General features: G+C 71.3%; 15 protein-coding genes. 7 read left to right on the forward strand and 8 right to left on the reverse strand.

Translation table 11 applies throughout. From position 1 onward, the window contains the following. Positions 1–2 precede the first annotated feature (2 nt). A complete protein-coding gene (locus ACFVDM_RS10045) occupies positions 3–665 on the reverse strand; it encodes a class F sortase (protein WP_383635610.1) in 663 nt (220 codons plus the stop codon). Between the two features lie 313 nt (positions 666–978). On the opposite strand from ACFVDM_RS10045, the gene ACFVDM_RS10050 reads away from it, so the two are divergent. After that, on the forward strand, positions 979–1,590 hold the full coding sequence (locus ACFVDM_RS10050; protein ID WP_383635613.1) for a hypothetical protein: 612 nt from the start codon (positions 979–981) through the stop codon (positions 1,588–1,590). A 92-nt stretch (positions 1,591–1,682) separates the two neighbouring features. On the opposite strand, the gene ACFVDM_RS10055 is transcribed toward ACFVDM_RS10050, so the two are convergent. The 3 genes from ACFVDM_RS10055 to ACFVDM_RS10065 form a co-directional block, all read right to left on the reverse strand. Next, positions 1,683–2,252 carry a hypothetical protein gene (locus ACFVDM_RS10055; protein WP_383635616.1) on the reverse strand — a complete coding sequence of 190 codons (570 nt, stop codon included), beginning with the start codon at positions 2,250–2,252 and terminating at the stop codon, positions 1,683–1,685. A gap of 184 nt (positions 2,253–2,436) precedes the next feature. Then, on the reverse strand, positions 2,437–3,204 hold the full coding sequence (locus ACFVDM_RS10060; protein WP_383635619.1) for a hypothetical protein: 768 nt from the start codon (positions 3,202–3,204) through the stop codon (positions 2,437–2,439). Positions 3,205–3,219: 15 nt separating this feature from the next. Then, entirely contained in the window at positions 3,220–3,741 is a 522-nt protein-coding gene (locus ACFVDM_RS10065; RefSeq protein WP_383635621.1) for a hypothetical protein, read from the reverse strand. A gap of 649 nt (positions 3,742–4,390) precedes the next feature. Between ACFVDM_RS10065 and ACFVDM_RS10070 the strand changes: the two genes are divergently transcribed. Both ACFVDM_RS10070 and ACFVDM_RS10075 read left to right on the forward strand, forming a co-directional pair. Beyond that, on the forward strand, positions 4,391–5,209 hold the full coding sequence (locus ACFVDM_RS10070) for an SAM-dependent methyltransferase (protein WP_383635624.1): 819 nt from the start codon (positions 4,391–4,393) through the stop codon (positions 5,207–5,209). Then, complete coding sequence (locus ACFVDM_RS10075) at positions 5,206–7,380, forward strand: putative bifunctional diguanylate cyclase/phosphodiesterase (RefSeq protein ID WP_383635627.1); 2,175 nt, start codon at positions 5,206–5,208, stop codon at positions 7,378–7,380. Before ACFVDM_RS10070 ends, ACFVDM_RS10075 begins: the two co-directional genes overlap by 4 nt. Before the next feature lie 18 nt (positions 7,381–7,398). On the opposite strand, the gene ACFVDM_RS10080 is transcribed toward ACFVDM_RS10075, so the two are convergent. Further along, positions 7,399–8,295 carry a LysR family transcriptional regulator gene (locus ACFVDM_RS10080; protein WP_383635629.1) on the reverse strand — a complete coding sequence of 299 codons (897 nt, stop codon included), beginning with the start codon at positions 8,293–8,295 and terminating at the stop codon, positions 7,399–7,401. Positions 8,296–8,390: 95 nt separating this feature from the next. Here ACFVDM_RS10080 and ACFVDM_RS10085 point away from each other — a divergent pair, with 95 nt between their 5' ends. From ACFVDM_RS10085 to ACFVDM_RS10095, 3 genes are read left to right on the forward strand one after another with little or no spacing between them, the layout of a single operon-like run. Beyond that, the gene (locus tag ACFVDM_RS10085) at positions 8,391–9,098 is read left to right on the forward strand and encodes a succinate dehydrogenase (RefSeq protein ID WP_383635632.1); all 708 of its coding nucleotides are present in this window, start codon (positions 8,391–8,393) and stop codon (positions 9,096–9,098) included. Position 9,099: 1 nt separating this feature from the next. Further along, a complete protein-coding gene (locus ACFVDM_RS10090; RefSeq protein WP_383635635.1) occupies positions 9,100–11,049 on the forward strand; it encodes a fumarate reductase/succinate dehydrogenase flavoprotein subunit in 1,950 nt (649 codons plus the stop codon). Continuing rightward, the gene (locus tag ACFVDM_RS10095) at positions 11,046–11,792 is read left to right on the forward strand and encodes a succinate dehydrogenase/fumarate reductase iron-sulfur subunit (RefSeq protein ID WP_383635638.1); all 747 of its coding nucleotides are present in this window, start codon (positions 11,046–11,048) and stop codon (positions 11,790–11,792) included. The genes ACFVDM_RS10090 and ACFVDM_RS10095 overlap by 4 nt, the downstream gene beginning before the upstream one ends. Positions 11,793–11,873: 81 nt before the next feature. On the opposite strand, the gene ACFVDM_RS10100 is transcribed toward ACFVDM_RS10095, so the two are convergent. Both ACFVDM_RS10100 and ACFVDM_RS10105 read right to left on the reverse strand, forming a co-directional pair. Beyond that, positions 11,874–13,640, reverse strand: coding sequence for a glycosyl hydrolase family 18 protein (locus ACFVDM_RS10100; protein WP_383635641.1), 1,767 nt, complete (start codon positions 13,638–13,640; stop codon positions 11,874–11,876). A 259-nt stretch (positions 13,641–13,899) separates the two neighbouring features. Next, positions 13,900–16,320: an ABC transporter gene (locus tag ACFVDM_RS10105; RefSeq protein WP_383635644.1), complete on the reverse strand. Its 2,421-nt coding sequence runs from the start codon at positions 16,318–16,320 to the stop codon at positions 13,900–13,902. Positions 16,321–16,456: 136 nt separating this feature from the next. On the opposite strand from ACFVDM_RS10105, the gene ACFVDM_RS10110 reads away from it, so the two are divergent. Beyond that, complete coding sequence (locus ACFVDM_RS10110) at positions 16,457–16,945, forward strand: hypothetical protein (RefSeq protein WP_383635647.1); 489 nt, start codon at positions 16,457–16,459, stop codon at positions 16,943–16,945. A 37-nt stretch (positions 16,946–16,982) separates the two neighbouring features. Here ACFVDM_RS10110 and ACFVDM_RS10115 read toward each other — a convergent pair whose 3' ends face one another. Then, the gene (locus tag ACFVDM_RS10115) at positions 16,983–17,198 is read right to left on the reverse strand and encodes a dodecin (protein WP_383635651.1); all 216 of its coding nucleotides are present in this window, start codon (positions 17,196–17,198) and stop codon (positions 16,983–16,985) included. Positions 17,199–17,224 lie beyond the last annotated feature (26 nt).

Consider the following 17,224-nt stretch of genomic DNA (forward strand, 5'->3'; position numbering starts at 1 on the left):
CGTCAGCGGGTCGCGACCAGGCGGGCGAAGGCCACGACATTGCCGTCGTAGCCGTTGGCCTTCGTGTAACCGCCGCCGCAGGTGATGACCCGCAGTTCGGGGCGGCCGGTGTCGCCGTACACCCGGGCACCGGGGAAGTCGTTCTTGGAGAACACCTCCACGCCGTACACCTCGAACACCGCGACCCGGTCGTCGCTGCGCGTGATCTCGATCCGATTGCCCTTGCGCAGGGAACCGAGCCCGTAGAAGACGGCGGGACCCGCCTGGTTGTCGACATGGCCGACGACGACCGAGGTGCCGATCTGTCCGGGTGCGATGCCGTTCTGATACCAGCCGGCGAGATTGGGGTCCTGCGGGGGCGGTGTCTCGATCCAGCCGTCCGGGTCGAGGTTCACGTCGATCACCGGCGCGTCGACCCGGATCGCCGGGATGGCCACCCGGTCGACGGGGGCGTACGCCAGCGGCTTCACGGCGGGACCGTCCGCCACGGGCGCGCCCGGCGCGTCCTTCTGGAGCCCCACCGAGGCGGCCGCCACCGGCTGCGGCGGACCAGGCGAGAGGTCCGCGCCGTTGCGCATCAGCGCGAGACCGGTGAGCATCGCCAGCGCCAGCGCGCCCCACGGCGAGTGTCTGATGCGTTCGGGGCGCCAGTTGTCCCGGCCCATGGTTCTCCCTTCGTCGCGACGAGGGGAACGCTAGGCCGGGGCCGCCCCGGCGGCATGACGGGAAGGGCGAACGGGTGGCGGCGAACCGGGGCACTTCTCTTCGGAGTAGTGCCCGGACAAATCTTCTGACGGTCTGTGACCTGCGCGTCCGTCAGCACCGGTGCGGTCCGCCCGGCGTGTCGGATCACCGTAGTGGAGCAGTCCCGAAATGCGGTGGATCAAGGTTCTGGTGAGGGTTCGTCATGGGAGGCGTTCTCGTCGATCCATCCCGGCGCACAGAGCCCCGGGGCGCTTCCCGCTGGAGGTTCGTACGATGCGTGCTACACGCGCTCTCGTGGTCGCCGCGACCGCGGTCGCCGCCCTCGGGCTCGGCGCCCCGATGGCCGCGGCCGGTGGAGACGTCGGCGGCGGCCAGAACAACGGAAACAACCAGAACGACTGGAACGACCCGGGCAACTGGGACAACGGCGGCAACGGCAACAACAACGGCAACAACAACGGTGACGGGAACGGGCGCGGCCGCAACAACGGTCCGAACAACGTGACCGTGGACCCCGAGCGCGTCCACCAGGGCGCGGCCATGCAGGTCAGCGCCGAGGGCTGCGGCCGGGGCGGCAGCGTCTCGTCGAACGCCTTCCGCACGACCCGCCTCTCCGCGGGCCGGGTCGGCCACGCCCGGGTGCGCATCCTCAACGACGCCACGCCCGGTTCGTACAACCTGACGGTGCGCTGCGACGGCACCGACCGCACGGCGAGCCACCGCTTCACGGTGCTCGACAGCCGCGGTGCGCAGGGCGGCCTGGGCGGTTCGATGGCCGCGACCCCGGCCGAGATGGGCATCGGCGCCGGCCTGGTCGCCTCGGCGGCCCTCGGCGGAGGCATGTACCTCATGCGCCGCCGGAGGGCGGGCCATGGGGCGATCTGACCGCGGGGACGTCCCCGCCGGACCGATAACCGACGTCGCCCCGGGTCCTCCACGAGGACCCGGGGCGACGTGCGTTCCGCTGTCGGCGCCGGTCAGTGCGAGCGGCTCTCCCTGCGCCGCCGCACCATGAAGACGGTGCCGGTGGCGGCGGCGACCGCCAGCGCGGTGCCGGCCACGATCTCACCGGTGTCCACACTGTCGATGCTTCCGCCGAGACCGCCCTGCACCCCGGCCGGGGAGACCGTCGAACCCGGGGAGACGCCCGGTGCGGGCGAGCGGGTCGAACTGGTGGTGGGCGAGGCCGAGGCGGCGCTGACGGTGAGGTTCACCTTGGCCGTGGAACTCGGCGAGGTGTTGCAGATGAACGTCACCTCGTAGACGGCACCGGGCTTGGCGTCCCAGTCGACCGTCGCCCGAGCGGTCCCGTTCCGGGGAATGGTGACGGTGTCGAACACTCCCGAGGACGCCGTGGCGGTGGTGGAGCAGCCCATGGCGGCCAGGGTGACCTGACCCCCCGGCGAGATCACCGATGGGGTGACGGTGTATCCGCCACCGCTGGGCGGACCGCCCGTGGTCGCGGCGTACGCGGTCACGGCCGGGCCGGACAGGGCGAGTGCCGCGGCACCGAGCAGGGCGACGGGAGCGACACGTATTGCGCGCATGGTGAATCCTCCGGGTCCCCGAGGAGCAGTTGCGGAACGGATTTCCACAAAGCGTCAGAAATGCACCTCGATGCGGCCACGCTAGAAGTGCCGCATTTCGCCCGCGATCGGGGAACGGCCAATGGGGCTTCGCTGTCCCCCGAGCGGCGGACCGCCCGGGGGCGAACGGCCCGCCGGGGAGGACCTAACCCCCGGTCACCTGGGGGAACAGATCCAGGAACGGTGCCTCGGTGGCCGACAGGCCCCGGCCGAAGGGGGAGTCGAAGTCCCAGATGAGGAAGAGCAGGAAGGCGATCAGCACGCTGAAGAGCCCCGCCAGCAGCAGCTCGCGGAAGGTACGCCGGATCTGGAGCGTGAAGATCAGCCCCACCGTCACCAGGGCCCCGGTGACGAGGCCGAACCAGACCACGCCCGGCATCGTCGCTCCGGCGCTCTGGCCGCGCGCGGTGCGGGCGTCGTCCGCGGCGGCGACCTGGTCGACCAGCGGCTGGTAGGCCTGGCCCTCGTAGTCGTTCTTCGGGTGGTAGTCCGTGACGTCGGCCCGTACCCGGTTCAGCAGTTCCGTGCCGCGGTCGTCGAGCCTGCCGTGGTCGGTCATGACACGCCATTCGTCGTGCACGACAAAGCTCACATAGGCGTCGACATCGGCGCGGATCCGGGTGCGCACCTCCACGGGGTAGGCCGAGGAGCGCGCGCTGACCTCGTGCAGCGCCTGGGCCTCCTGGCGCACGTACTCCTGCGCGGCGCCGCGTCCCTCCCAGACGCCCGCGATGGCCAGGCCCAGCACGATCGCGTACACCACGCCGATCATCATCGTCATGTACTCGATGACGTCCGGTGTTTCGGACGGGTCGTCGTCCTCGGGCAGCCGCCGGTTGCTGAGGACGGCGATGGTCAGCACGACCGCGCAGGCCGCGGCCATGGCGAGGGTGAGAACAAGCCATTCCGACATGGATGCCTCCGTGGGTCATCGGGAGCGGGGCCGCAGCACGGCGACGGCGAACACCGCGGGCGCGGTGATCATGAGGGTGAGCGTGACCAGCGAGGTGTGGCGCCGGAGCGTCTTCCGGACGGGGCGGCGGTAGGTGGGCAGGGCGACGGGGGCCGCGGACGTCGGGCGCACGGACGAGGTCGGCGCGGGTGAGGGGGGTGGCGCCGGCTCGGGAGGCGAGGGTGTGGGCGGTGGCGGAGGCGGTGGTGCGGGGGCCGGCCGGGGCTCGGGCGACGGCGGCGGGGGAGGGGGCGGGGGTGGTGGAGGAGGTGGCGGCGCGGGTGGCGGGGCCGGAGTGGGCGTGGGCTCCGGGGTGGGTGAGGGCTCGACCGGTCCGGCCCAGCAGTCGCCGTCGCCGCTGACGGCCACCGAGGAACCCGTGCCGTCCTCCCCGATCGACGCGTAGGCGCAGCTGTCGGCGACCGCGGGTGCGGGCGCGGTCAGCAGCCAGGTCAGGGCGACGGCCGCGGTCAGCCGGCCGATGAGTGATCCGTACACGACGGGGAGCATGTTCCGGGCCGGGGAACGGCACGCCGGAGTGTCGCCCGGTTCGCCCGATGGAGCGGACTTGGAGTACCCGGTGTTTGGGACCCGGGAACTTTCGGCGTGCGGATGGTGCGGGTTCGCGCCCCGGGGACGGGTACCCCTGGACCGGTGAAGCTGGCATCTTTCGTCACAACAGCCCCTTTTTTCACGGGAGTTCACACCGCGCGACACGCTCGCGTACCGACGGCCGGGCTCGCGTGTGTTGACGCCGGGCCGCGGTCGGAGTGCGGCCGGCGCCGGGCGGGCGGCGGGGACCGGCGGGGAATTGCGAAGGCGACGGTGCGAAAGGCCGGTGCGGGCCAAGTCGGCTCTTCGCGGGGCTTGTCGTGCGAAGTGGCCGATTGTTGTGCCTGTGGCCCAATCTGTTCGGTGAGCTGGGGGAGAGGGCGGGAATGCGTTGTCCGGGAGCCCTTCCCGTTCGTCGCGGAACGGTGAATGTCACGCGTAGCGACGGGACGGTTGCACATGCCACTGGTGTGTGACCAATAACGGACCGCTAATTTCCGTTTCCGCTCGCTCTCTTGGCGGTGGATCAGTAGCCTCTGGTCAACACTGACCATGAACATGGCCGGATCGCCGTGGCGACTTGTTGGAGACATCGATGGAGCGTCCCGCCTGGGCACCGCAAGGCATTGACATTTCGGTGCCGAGCGTGTCCCGAATGTATGACTTCTATCTGGGCGGCTCGCACAATTTCGAGGTGGACCGGGAAGCGGCCCGCAAGGCCATGGAGTTCATGCCGGGACTTCCCAAGGTGATGCAGGCGAACCGGGCCTTTATGCGACGCGCCGTGCGCTACGCGCTGGACGAGGGCGTCAGTCAGTTCCTGGACATCGGATCCGGGATACCGACTTTCGGAAACGTCCACGAGGTCGCCCAGGCGATCGACCCGAAGGCGGTCGTCGCCTATGTGGATCACGACCCGGTCGCGGTCGCACACAGTCAGGCGGTCCTGGAGGGCAACGACCGCGCCGTGATCGCCACCGCCGATCTGCGCCGCCCCGAGGAGATCCGCGACCACCCCGAGGTCGCCAAGGTGCTCGACCTCGACCGGCCGGTGGCCCTGCTCCTCGTCGCCGTACTCCACTTCATCGAGGACGCCGACGACCCGCAGACCGCCGTCGCCGCCCTGCGCGACATGCTCGCCCCCGGCAGCCTTCTCGTCGTCACCCACGCCTCGTACGAGGGGATCCCGCTCACCCAGGAGCAGGCGGGCGGCGCGGTCGGCGTCTACAAGGACATCCGCAATCCGCTGATCATGCGCTCCAGCGCCGAGATCGCCCGGTTCTTCGACGGCTACGAGATGGTCGAGCCCGGTCTGGTGGCCATGCCGGACTGGCGTCCCGAGACCCCGGGCGCCCGGGAGAACGAGGACCCGTACGCGTTCTCGGGCTTCGCCGGAGTGGGACGCAAGGCGTGAGCATCCCCGCCCAGCAGTCCGAAGCCCCGGACGCGGAGCCCGACGGGCCCGAGGACCGGCTCCGGAGATTCGCCACGATCTGGAGCCGGGCCATCTTCCCGTCCACGGCCACGTCCATGACCCGGCCGGAGTTCGAGCAGCATCTGCTCCCCCTGGCCCGGACCCTCGACGGCATCCTGCACGCGCACCCCTTCGACGCGGCACCCGCCGCCGCCGTGGGCACCGCGCTCGTCGCCGCGCACTGCACGGACCCCGACGCGCTCAGCTCCACGCTCGGCGTCGTCGACTCCTACCTGGTGCTCTACCTCGGCGGCAACGGACCCCAGGCCCTGTCCACCGAGGACGGCCGGTCGCGGGCCGCGCGCATCCAGCACGCGGTCGCCGGAGGCTTCTCCCAGGCACTGCGCGAACGCACCCTCGCCGAGCAGGAGGCGATCGCCCGCTCCGCGCTCGCCGCGCGCTCCCAGGCCGAACAGGCCCTGCACGCCACGGAGGCCCGCTTCCGCGCGGTCTTCAAGGACGCCGCGATCGGCATCGGCATCGCCGACCTCGACGGCCGTGTGCTGGAGGTCAACGACACCCTGACCCGGATGTTCGGCGGCCTGGAGAACCACGTCCTCAGCCACCGCATCAACGAGTGGGTGCACCCCGAGGACTCGCCGCAGGTCTGGAAGTACTACAACGAGCTGGTACGCGGCGAACGCGAGCACTACCGGGTCGAGAAGCCGTACTACCGCAACGACGGCACCGTGCTGTGGACCAATCTGACGGTGTCGCTGCTGCGCGACGCCGAGGGCCGGCCGGAGTACCAGCTGGCGCTGCTGGAGGACACCACCGAGCGCCGGCTGCTCAACCTCCGGCTGCGCTACGAGGCCACCCACGACGCGCTCACCGGCCTGCCCAACCGCACGCTCTTCTTCGAACGTCTGGAGAAAGCGCTCTCGGCGGGCGACGGCCTGCGCTTCGGCCTCTGCTACCTGGACCTCGACGGCTTCAAGGCCATCAACGACAGCCTCGGCCACGCGTCGGGCGACCGGCTGCTCGTCGAGGTCGCGGACCGGCTGCAGAGCTGTGCCACCGCGCCCGGCGAGATGGTCGCGCGGCTCGGCGGCGACGAGTTCGTCGCCCTCACCACCGGCACCGACACGGCGGACGAGGTCGACGAGCTGGCCTGCCGGATCCTCGGAGTCCTCGGCACGCCGATCCGGCTCGACGGACGCGAACTCAGCGTGCGCGGCTCCATCGGCGTCGTGGAGGGCCCGGCCGGCGAACGCAGCGCCGCCGAGGTGCTGCGCAGCGCGGACATCACCATGTACCGGGCCAAGTCCGCGGGCGGCAACCGCTTCGAGCGCGCCGACGCGGAGGCGGACGCCCGTGCGATCACCCGGCACGGGCTGACCACGGCCCTGCCGGCGGCGCTGGAGCGCGGCGAGTTCTTCATCGAGTACCAGCCGCTCGTCCATCTCGGCGACGGTTCCGTGCACGGCGCGGAGGCGCTGGTGCGCTGGTGCCATCCGCAGCACGGGGTGCTGGGGCCCGACCGCTTCATCGGGCTCGCCGAGCACACCGGGCTCATCGTGCCGCTGGGCCGGTGGGTGCTGGAGGAATCGGTGCGGCAGGCCAACTTCTGGCAGGAGCGGCACAGCGACGGCGGTCCCCTGCGGATCAACGTCAACCTCTCCCCGGCCCAGCTGCACCACCCCAACCTGGTCGCCGAGACGGTGGACGTCCTGGAGCGCTCGGGGCTCGAAGCCGGGGCGCTCTGCCTGGAGGTCACCGAGTCCGCGCTCATCGGGGCCGACGAGGACCTGCTGAAGCCGCTGCGGCAACTGTCCGAGATGGGCGTCGACATCGCTCTCGACGACTTCGGCACCGGCTACTCCAACCTCGCCAACCTGCGACGGCTGCCGGTCAGCGTGCTCAAGCTGGACCGTTCCTTCACCCAGGGCATGCAGCACCACCCGGCCGACCCGGTGGACCTGAAGATCGTCGAGGGCATCGTCTCGCTGGCCCACAGCCTGGACCTGGCCGTGACGGTGGAGGGCGTGGAGACCGGGGCGCAGGCGGAGCAGTTGCGCAAGCTGGGCTGCGACACGGCGCAGGGCTGGTACTACGCCCGCCCCGGCGCCCCGGACCGGATCCACTCGCTGCTGCTGGCCGACGCGGTGTGAGCCGGCCGGGCGGACGCCTCAGACGGTGTCCGCCCGGCTGGTCAGCAGCATCCGCTGCAACTCGCGGGCCGCGCGCGGCGGGGCCACGTCGCTGCGGTGCGCCAGCGCGATCGTGCGCCGCAGACCCGGCCGGGCCAGCGGCGTCGTCCGCAGGTCGCGGCCCGCCCGGCCGGCCACCATGCTCGGGACTACGGCGGCGCCCAGCCCCGCCCGGACGAAGCCGAGGACCGCGTCCATCTCCCCGCCCTCCACGGTGAACGAGGGCTCGAAGCCCTCCGCCCGGCAGGCGGCCACGGTCAGCTCGCGCAGGTCGTACCCGTGACGGAACATCACCAGTGGAACGCCCTCCAGATCGGCGATCCGGACCTCGCCGCGCCGCCCCGGCCGGGGCGCGTCCGCCGCCGAGACCACCACCAGGTCCTCCTGGAGCAGTTCGACGGTGGTCAGCGCGGGGGAGGCGGCCGGCAGCGGGAGCACCACCAGGGCCAGATCGAGGGCGCCCCGGGCCAGCTCCCTGACCAGGTCGTGCGAACCGCCCTCCTCCAGGAGCAGCTGGATGCCCGGATGCCGGTCGTGGAAGGCGCGCAGCACATCCGGGAGGAGCCCGGTGCAGAGGCTGGGGGTCGCGCCCAGCCTGACCCGGCCCCGGCGCAGCTGGGCCAGCTCCTGGACCTCGTGGCGCGCGGTGTCCGCGTCGGCCAGGATGCGCCGGGCGAGCGGAAGCAGTGCCTCGCCGGCGTCCGTCAGCGTGATGTTCCCCCGGGCCCGGCTGAACAGCTCGGCGCCCAGCTCGTTCTCCAGGGCCCTGATCTGCTGGGAGAGGGAGGGCTGCGAGACATGGACCTCCTCCGCGGCCCGGGTGAAGTGCCGGGTCTCGGCGACCGCCACGAAATAGGTGAGCTGCTGGAGCTGCATGCATCCAGCCTACCCCTATCGATAGGGAGCCTCTATGGATATCAGCCATTCCATGTCTTGGACTGATCGGGCCCTTCGCCCCTAGCGTCGTGCTCATGGCATTGGCAACGCGGACGGATCGACGGCCGTCCATGACGCGCACGCTCTGGGACTCGTCCGTCGGCAAGAAGACGATCATGGCCGTGAGCGGTCTGATCATGCTCCTCTACCTGGTCGTCCACATGCTGGGCAATCTGAAGATCTTCTTCGGGGCCGACGAGTTCAACGGCTACGCGCACTGGCTGCGGGTGATGGGCGAGCCCTTCCTGCACCACGAGTGGGCGCTGTGGATCGTCCGCGTCGTCCTCGTCGCCGCCGTCGTGCTGCACGCCGTCTCCGCGTACCAGCTCAGCCGGCGCGACCTGCGGGCCCGGCCCGACCGGTACGTCCACCGCAAGGCCCGCACGAGCTACGCCACCCGCACCATGCGCTGGGGCGGCATCATCATGGCGCTCTTCATCGTCTGGCACATCCTCGACCTGACCACCGGCACCGTGCACTCGGGCGGCTTCCAGTCCGGGCACCCGTACCAGAACGTCATCGACACCTTCTCCACCTGGTACGGCAACGTCATCTACATCGTCGCCGTGGTCGCCGTGGGGCTGCACGTCCGGCACGGGTTCTGGAGCGCCGCGCAGACCCTCGGCGCCGGGAGCGCGAGCCGCGACCGCGTCCTCAAGACCCTGGCCGACGCCCTCGCCCTGGTGCTGACGGTGGGCTTCGTCTCCGTACCCGTCGCGGTCATGACCGGAGTGGTGAGCTGACATGAACGACTACACGCGCTACACGACCGGGGAACCGGTCACCGACACCAAGGCGCCCGAGGGGCCCGTCGCCGAACGCTGGGACACCCGGCGCTTCCAGGCCAAGCTGGTCAACCCGGCCAACCGCCGCAAGCACACCGTCATCGTCGTCGGCACCGGCCTGGCCGGCGGATCGGCCGGGGCCACCCTGGCCGAACAGGGCTACCACGTCGTCCAGTTCTGCTTCCAGGACTCGCCCCGCCGGGCCCACTCGGTCGCCGCCCAGGGCGGCATCAACGCCGCGAAGAACTACCGCAACGACGGCGACTCGGTCCACCGGCTCTTCTACGACACGGTCAAGGGCGGCGACTTCCGCGCCCGCGAGTCCAACGTCCACCGGCTCGCCCAGATCTCCGTCGAGATCATCGACCAGTGCGTCGCCCAGGGCGTCCCCTTCGCCCGCGAGTACGGCGGCCTCCTCGACAACCGCTCCTTCGGCGGCGTCCAGGTCTCGCGCACCTTCTACGCCCGGGGCCAGACGGGGCAGCAGCTCCTGCTCGGCGCCTACCAGGCGCTGTCGCGGCAGATCGCCGCGGGCAACGTCGAACTGCACTCCCGTACCGAGATGCTCGACCTGATCGTGGTGGACGGCCGGGCGCGCGGCATCGTGGCCCGCGACCTGATCACCGGGAGGATCGACACCTACTTCGCGGACGCGGTCGTGCTGGCCAGCGGCGGCTACGGCAACGTCTTCTACCTGTCGACCAACGCGATGAACTCCAACGCCACCGCGATCTGGCGCGCCCACCGCCGGGGTGCCTACTTCGCCAACCCGTGCTTCACCCAGATCCACCCCACGTGCATCCCGCGCACCGGCGACCACCAGTCGAAGCTCACCCTGATGAGCGAGTCGCTGCGCAACGACGGCCGGATCTGGGTGCCGAAGGCCAAGGGCGACGACCGGCCCGCCGCCGAGATCCCCGAGGACGAGCGCGACTACTACCTGGAGCGGATCTACCCCGCCTTCGGCAACCTCGTGCCCCGGGACATCGCCTCCCGCGCCGCCAAGAACGTCTGCGACGAGGGCCGCGGCGTCGGACCCGGCGGCCAGGGCGTCTACCTCGACTTCGCCGAGGCCATCGAACGGATGGGACGCGCGAAGGTCGAGGAGAAGTACGGCAACCTCTTCGACATGTACGCGCGGATCACCGCGGAGAACCCGTACGAGACCCCGATGCGGATCTACCCGGCCGTGCACTACACGATGGGCGGGCTCTGGGTCGACTACGACCTCCAGACCACGATCCCCGGACTGTTCGCGATCGGCGAGGCCAACTTCTCCGACCACGGCGCCAACCGCCTCGGCGCCTCCGCGCTCATGCAGGGGCTCGCGGACGGCTACTTCGTCCTGCCGTCGACCATCAACGACTATCTGGCCCGCAACCCCCACCACGACGAGATCGACGCCTCGCACCCCGCCGTGGAGGAGGCCGTCGCCGAGACCGAGGACCGGCTCAACCTGCTGCTGGCCGTCGACGGCGACCGCACCCCCGACTCCTTCCACCGGGAGATCGGCGAACTCATGTGGGAGTACTGCGGGATGGCCCGCACCGAGGAGGGCCTGCGCAAGGCGCTCGACCGGATCCCGAGGATCCGCGAGGAGTTCTGGCGCCGCATCAAGGTCCCGGGCACCGGCGAGGAGTTCAACCAGTCCCTGGAGAAGGCCAACCGCGTCGTCGACTACCTGGAGCTCGCCGAGCTGATGTGCCTCGACGCGCTGCACCGCGCCGAGTCCTGCGGAGGCCACTTCCGCGAGGAGTCGCAGACCCCGGACGGCGAGGCCGCCCGCCGGGACGAGGAGTTCTCCTACGCCGCGGCCTGGGAGTTCTCCGCCACCGGCGAAGCCCCCGTCCTGCACAAGGAAGACCTCGTCTTCGAGTACGTCCACCCCACCCAGCGGAGCTACGCATGAAGCTCACCCTGCGCGTCTGGCGCCAGAAGAACGCCGACGCCCCCGGCGCCATGTCCACCTACCGGGTGGACGGCATCTCCCGGGACATGTCCTTCCTGGAGATGCTCGACACCCTCAACGAGGAACTCATCCTCGCCGGCGAGGACCCCGTCGCCTTCGACCACGACTGCCGTGAGGGCATCTGCGGCGCGTGCAGCCTCGTCATCAACGGCGACGCCCACGGCCCGGAGCGCACCACCACGTGCCAGCTCCACATGCGGTCCTTCGAGGACGGCGACACCATCGACATCGAACCCTGGCGCGCCTCGGCCTTTCCGGTCGTCAAGGACCTGGTCGTGGACCGCTCGGCCTTCGACCGGATCATCCAGGCCGGCGGCTACATCTCCGCACCGACCGGCACCGCGCCCGACGCGCACGCCACCCCGGTGCCGAAGCCGGACGCCGACTTCGCCTTCGAGCACGCCGAGTGCATCGGCTGCGGCGCCTGCGTCGCGGCCTGCCCCAACGGTTCGGCCATGCTCTTCACCTCGGCGAAGGTCAACCATCTGAACGTGCTGCCGCAGGGCGCCCCCGAGCGCGAGACCCGGGTGCTCGACATGGTGGAGCAGATGGACAGCGAGGGCTTCGGGGGCTGCACCCTCACCGGGGAGTGCGCCACGGCCTGCCCGAAGGGCATCCCGCTGCCGTCGATCTCGGCGATGAACAAGGAGTGGCTGCGCGCCACCCGCAAGGTCCGTCGCTGAACCGGGTCCGGACGCGCCGGTTCCCGGTCCCGGAGGCCGCCCGCCTCCGGGACCGGGAGGTCCCGCGCCGTGCCGGGTGGGTCAGGAGGTGACGGAGAGGTCGTCCGCGTAGACCGTGCCCTGTCCGTACCAGCCGTGCACATAGACCGTCACGCTGCCGGAGGCCCCGGTGGTGAAGGCCACCGACTGCTTGGCGTACCCGCTCGACGAGCCCCAGGTGCCGGCCGTGGCGCCGCCCCGGACGCCGAGGTAGCCGTAGCTGCCCTGGACGTACCCCTGAAGCGTGTACTTCGTGTTGGGCGACAGGGTGAGCGTCTGGGTGCACTCACCGGTCTGCGAGCCGGTGGCCGCGACGGCCAGGGCGTGCGAACCGCCGTGCACCGGCGTGGAGACGACCGCGCCGCCGGACTCACAGGTCCAGGGGCCGAGCGCGCCGCTCTCGAAGTCACCGTTCACCAGCGCCCCGGTGCCCCCGCCCGGACCGGACACGGTCAGCGTGTACGGCGCCGAGTGGCTGAGCGTGCCCGCGGTGCCGGTCACATTGACGGTGTACGTGCCCGGCGCCACCGAGGAGGTGGTGGCGAGCGTCAGGGTGGACGTGCCGCCCGCGGTGACCGAGGCGGGGCTGAGCGTCGCGGTCACCCCGGCCGGGGCGCCGGTCGCCTTCAGCGCGACGGTCTGCGCGCTGCCCGAGGTGACGGCCGTCTTCACGGTCGCCGTGGCCGAACCGCCCGGTGCCACCGTCGCCGACCCGGGGCTGACCGCCACCGAGTAGTCGTCGGTCACCGGACCGGACCCGCCGCTGGTGAACGGGGCGAAGGTGTGGCTGAAGTACCAGGTGTCCTGCGCGATCCCGGAGCAGGTGTCGCTGCCGCCGGTGCCGGGGCAGCCCCCGTTGTCGCGCTGGAGTGCCCAGAACGACAGGGTGCTGACGCCCTTGGAGACCGCCCAGTTGTAGACCTGGACGGCGTCGGCCGTGGTGAACGTCTCGGCCGGGCCGTAGTCGTCGATGCCGGGCATCTCGATGATGCCGGTCATGCCCCACAGCTGGGCGTCGGTCTTCGACGGGTACAGGCTCGCCAGCTGGCCCTTGAGCCCGGTGATGGCGGTCTGGGTGTCGTTCGCCATGTTGTGCGAGGCACCGTCGTAGTAGTCGAACGTCATCAGGTTGACGACGTCGACCTTGGCACCGTTGGACACCGCGTTCTGCAGCACGGCGAGTCCGCTCTCGGCGAGCCCGTGCGTGGTGGTCGGCAGGGTGTAGGAGAACTGCACCGAGCGGCCGTTGGCGGCCGCCCAGTCCTGGACCTTCTTGATCGCCTTGTTGCGGCGGTCGATCCCGGCGCTGTTCTCCAGCGAGTTGTCCTCGATGTCCATGTCGAGGCGGGACACGTCGTAGGTCGTGATGACCTTCTCGTACGCGGCGGCGATGGCGTCGACGTCCGTACAGCTGTCGGCGATCTCGGTGCCGGTGTTGTCGGCGGTGTAGCCGCCGAACGAGGGGATGACGTCACCGCCGCGCGAGCGCATGGTGGTGAAGTCGGCGCCGAACTCGGACTGCGCGATCGGGGAGCCCGAATCGCCGTTCCAGTAGACGGTGCACGAGCCCTTGGTGGCGGCCTGGATGAAGGCCATGGTCAGGTACTTCGTCCCGGACGCCTGGGCGAGCGCGGCCGGGCTGTCGCCGTTCCACGCCTCGAAGTACGGGGCGAAGACGTGCGCGGGAAGGGGGGTGGCGGCGGTGGCGGCGGCCTGCGCGCCGGAGCCCGATCCGAGGACCAGACCTGCGGTGGCGACGACGGTGGCCATGGCGCTCAGGACGGCGCCGACTGTTCGTGGACGTCTCATGGGGCAGCTCCCAGCGGGGTGAGACAACGGGCGGATCGCACGGCTCTGCCGCGCCCGTGGGGGACGCGGTCCGTTCCTGTGATTCCCGGCCGGGGTCACATGCCGCACGGCCATGTGCGCCGTGAGGCATGCCCATGATTGGTCTGGACCAGGTAACTGTCAACAAACTTTACTGTTTCATGCCCTGCGCCGACCCTAAGGGCAACTCATACGGCAATTAGGGGAGTTGATGAGGGTTGGACCCCTCGTCCGCAGTGCGTCACAGCCGCAGCGCGGCCCGTAGATACCCGGCCGTGCGGCTCTCCGCCGCCCCCGCGACCTCGGACGGCGGGCCCTGGGCGACGATCCGCCCGCCCCGGTCACCGCCCCCGGGGCCGAGGTCGATCACCCAGTCGGCACCGGCCACCACGGCCATGTCGTGCTCCACCACCACGACCGTGCCGCCCGCCTCGACCAGCCCGTGCAACTGCCGCATCAGCACCTCGACATCGGCCGGATGCAGCCCCGTCGTCGGCTCGTCCAGCAGATAGAGGGTGCGGCCCCGGCGGGCCCGCTGGAGCTCCGCGGCCAGCTTGATCCGCTGCGCCTCGCCGCCCGACAGCTCGGTGGCCGGCTGGCCGAGCCGCAGGTATCCGAGCCCCACGTCGAGCAGCGTCCGCAGACTGCGCTCGGCCGTGGGCGTGCCCGAGAAGAAGCCGGCCGCCGACTCCACCGTCAGATCCAGCACCTGGGCGATGGTCAGCCCCCGCAGCGTGACGTCGAGCGTCTCCGGGTTGTACCGCGCACCGTGGCAGTCCGGGCAGGGCGCGTACGTACTGGGCAGGAAGAGCAGCTCCACCGAGACGAACCCCTCGCCCTGGCAGGTCTCGCACCGCCCGCCCGCCACGTTGAACGAGAACCGGCCGGCCCGGTACCCCCGCTCCCGGGCCAGGTCCGTCGCGGCGAAAAGCTTCCGCACCACGTCGAACAGACCGGTGTACGTCGCCAGATTGGAGCGGGGCGTCCGGCCGATCGGACGCTGGTCCACCTGGACCAGCCGGTCCACCGCCTCCAGCCCCTCGGCGGACGCGCACCCCGGCGCCGGACGCTCCTCGGTCGCCTCGTCGTCACCGGCCGCCCGCCGGTCCGCGAGCGCCCCGGCCAGCACCTGGCCCACCAGCGTCGACTTCCCGGAACCGGAGACCCCGGTCACGGCCGTGAACACCCCGAGCGGGAACGCCGCGTCGACGCCGCGCACATTGTGCCGCTCCACCCCGCGCAGCCGCAGCCACCCCGTGGGCGGGCGGACCTCGCGCACCGGGGCGGGGGAGTCGTCGAACAGGAAGCGCCGCGTCGCCGACTCCGGGACCTGCGCGAGCCCCGCCGGGGGACCGCTGTGCAGTACCCGCCCGCCGTGCTCCCCGGCCAGCGGCCCCACGTCGACGAGCCAGTCCGCCCGGCGCACCACGTCCAGCTGGTGCTCCACCACGAAGACCGTGTTGCCGGCCTCCTTCAGCCGCCCGAGCACCCCGAGCAGCGCCTCCGTGTCCGCCGGGTGCAGCCCGGCCGAGGGCTCGTCGAGGACGTAGACGACACCGAAGAGCCCCGACCGCAGCTGGGTGGCCAGCCGCAGCCGCTGGAGCTCGCCGGACGAGAGCGTCGGAGCCGTACGGTCGAGACTCAGGTACCCCAGGCCCAGCTCCGTCACCGTCCCGATCCGGGCCAGCAGATCCGCCGTCAGTACCCGGGCCGCATCGTCACCGCCGGCCGACGCCAGGACGTCCGCCAGCTCCGTCAGCGCCAGACCCGCCAGCTCGGCGATCGTCCGGTCCGCGAACGTCACCGCCAGCGCCTCCGGCCGCAGCCGGCTCCCGCCGCAGACCGGACAGGGCGCGCTCGTCAGGAAGCGCTCGGCCTTCGCCCGCAGCGCCCGGCTCCGGGAGTCGGCGAAGGTGTGCATCACATAGCGCCGCGCGCTCATGTACGTGCCCTGGTACGGGCGCTGGATCCGCCCGGCGTCGCGCACCGGATGCACGGTCACCACCGGCTGCTCGTCGGTGAACAGGATCCATTCCCGGTCCGCCGGGTCGAGGTCCCGCCACGGCCGGTCGATGTCGTACCCGAGCGCGTCCAGCACATCGCGCAGGTTCTTGCCCTGCCACGCGCCCGGCCAGGCGGCGATGGCCCCGTCCCGGACCGACCGGCCCGGATCGGGCACGAGCAGTTCCTCGGAGGTGCGGTGCACCCGCCCGAGGCCGTGGCACTCCGGGCACGCCCCGGCGGCCGTGTTGGGCGAGAAGGCGTCCGAGTCCAGGCGTTCGGCCCCCTCCGGATACCGCCCGGCCCGGGAGAACAGCATCCGCAGGGAGTTGGACAGCGTCGTCACCGTCCCCACCGAGGAGCGGGCCCCCGGCGCCGAGCGGCGCTGCTCCAGCGAGACGGCGGGCGGCAGTCCGGTGATCTCCCCGACCTTCGGTGCTCCCACCTGGTGGATGAGCCGACGGGCGTACGGCGCCACGGACTCGAAGTAGCGGCGCTGGGCCTCGGCGTAGATCGTGCCGAACGCCAGCGAGGACTTGCCCGAGCCCGAGACGCCCGTGAAGACCGTCAGGGTGTCGCGCGGGATGTCGACCCGCACGTCCCGGAGATTGTGCTCGCGGGCGCCGCGCACCCGGACGTACGGATCGTGGGGGGTGGTCATGGGGGCGGGGCTCCGTACGGTTCGAATGGGCTGACCGGGGCAAAGGGGCCGATTCCAGGGCGGGCCGACGATACCGCGCGGGCCGGCGCGCCGCTCCGGGTGGCAGGACGGGGCCGGGAGTTGATTTGCTGGGGCCATGACGGACGACGCCCGGCCGCTGGCCGTATTCGACCTGGACGGCACGCTCGCGGACACCGCGCACCGGCAGCACTTCCTGGAAGGATCCCCGCGCGACTGGGACGGCTTCTTCGCCGCCGCGTCCGAGGATCCGCCGCTGCCCGAGGGGGTCTCCCTCGCCGTCGGCAGCGCCGAGGAGTGCGAGGTCGTCTATCTGACCGGCCGGCCGGAGCGCTGTCGCCGGGCGACCGTGGCCTGGCTCGCCCGGCACGGGCTGCCGGAGGGGCGGCTGCACATGCGCGCCAACCACGACCGGCGCCCGGCCCGGCGGACCAAGCTGGAGATCCTGCGGCGGATGGGGCGCGAGCGCCCGGTCCGGATGCTGGTGGACGACGACGAATTGGTCTGCGACGCCGCCGAGCAGGCCGGATTCACCGTGGTACGCGCCCGCTGGGCGGTCGCCTCGCCCGCCCTGAAGGACGCGCAGGAGCGCCAGGGGCGCACCTGAGGGTCCGACGGATGCCGGGCCCTCGGGCCCGGCCGGGTCAGGTCGGATCGTCGAGCCGGAACCCCACTTTCAGGCCGACCTGATAGTGCTCGATTCGGCCATCTTTGATCTGGCCGCGTACCTCTGTGATCTCGAACCAGTCGAGATTGTGCAACGTTTCCGAAGCTCTTGTGATGCCGTTGTGAATGGCCGCGTCCACCCCGTCATGGGAGGTTCCTACGATCTCTGTGACGCGATACGTATGGTTTGACACCTTTTGTCTCCTCTCGCCTCTACCAA

Source organism: Streptomyces sp. NPDC057682, from assembly GCF_042799575.1.
In the GTDB taxonomy this organism is placed as follows: Bacteria; Actinomycetota; Actinomycetes; order Streptomycetales; family Streptomycetaceae; genus Streptomyces.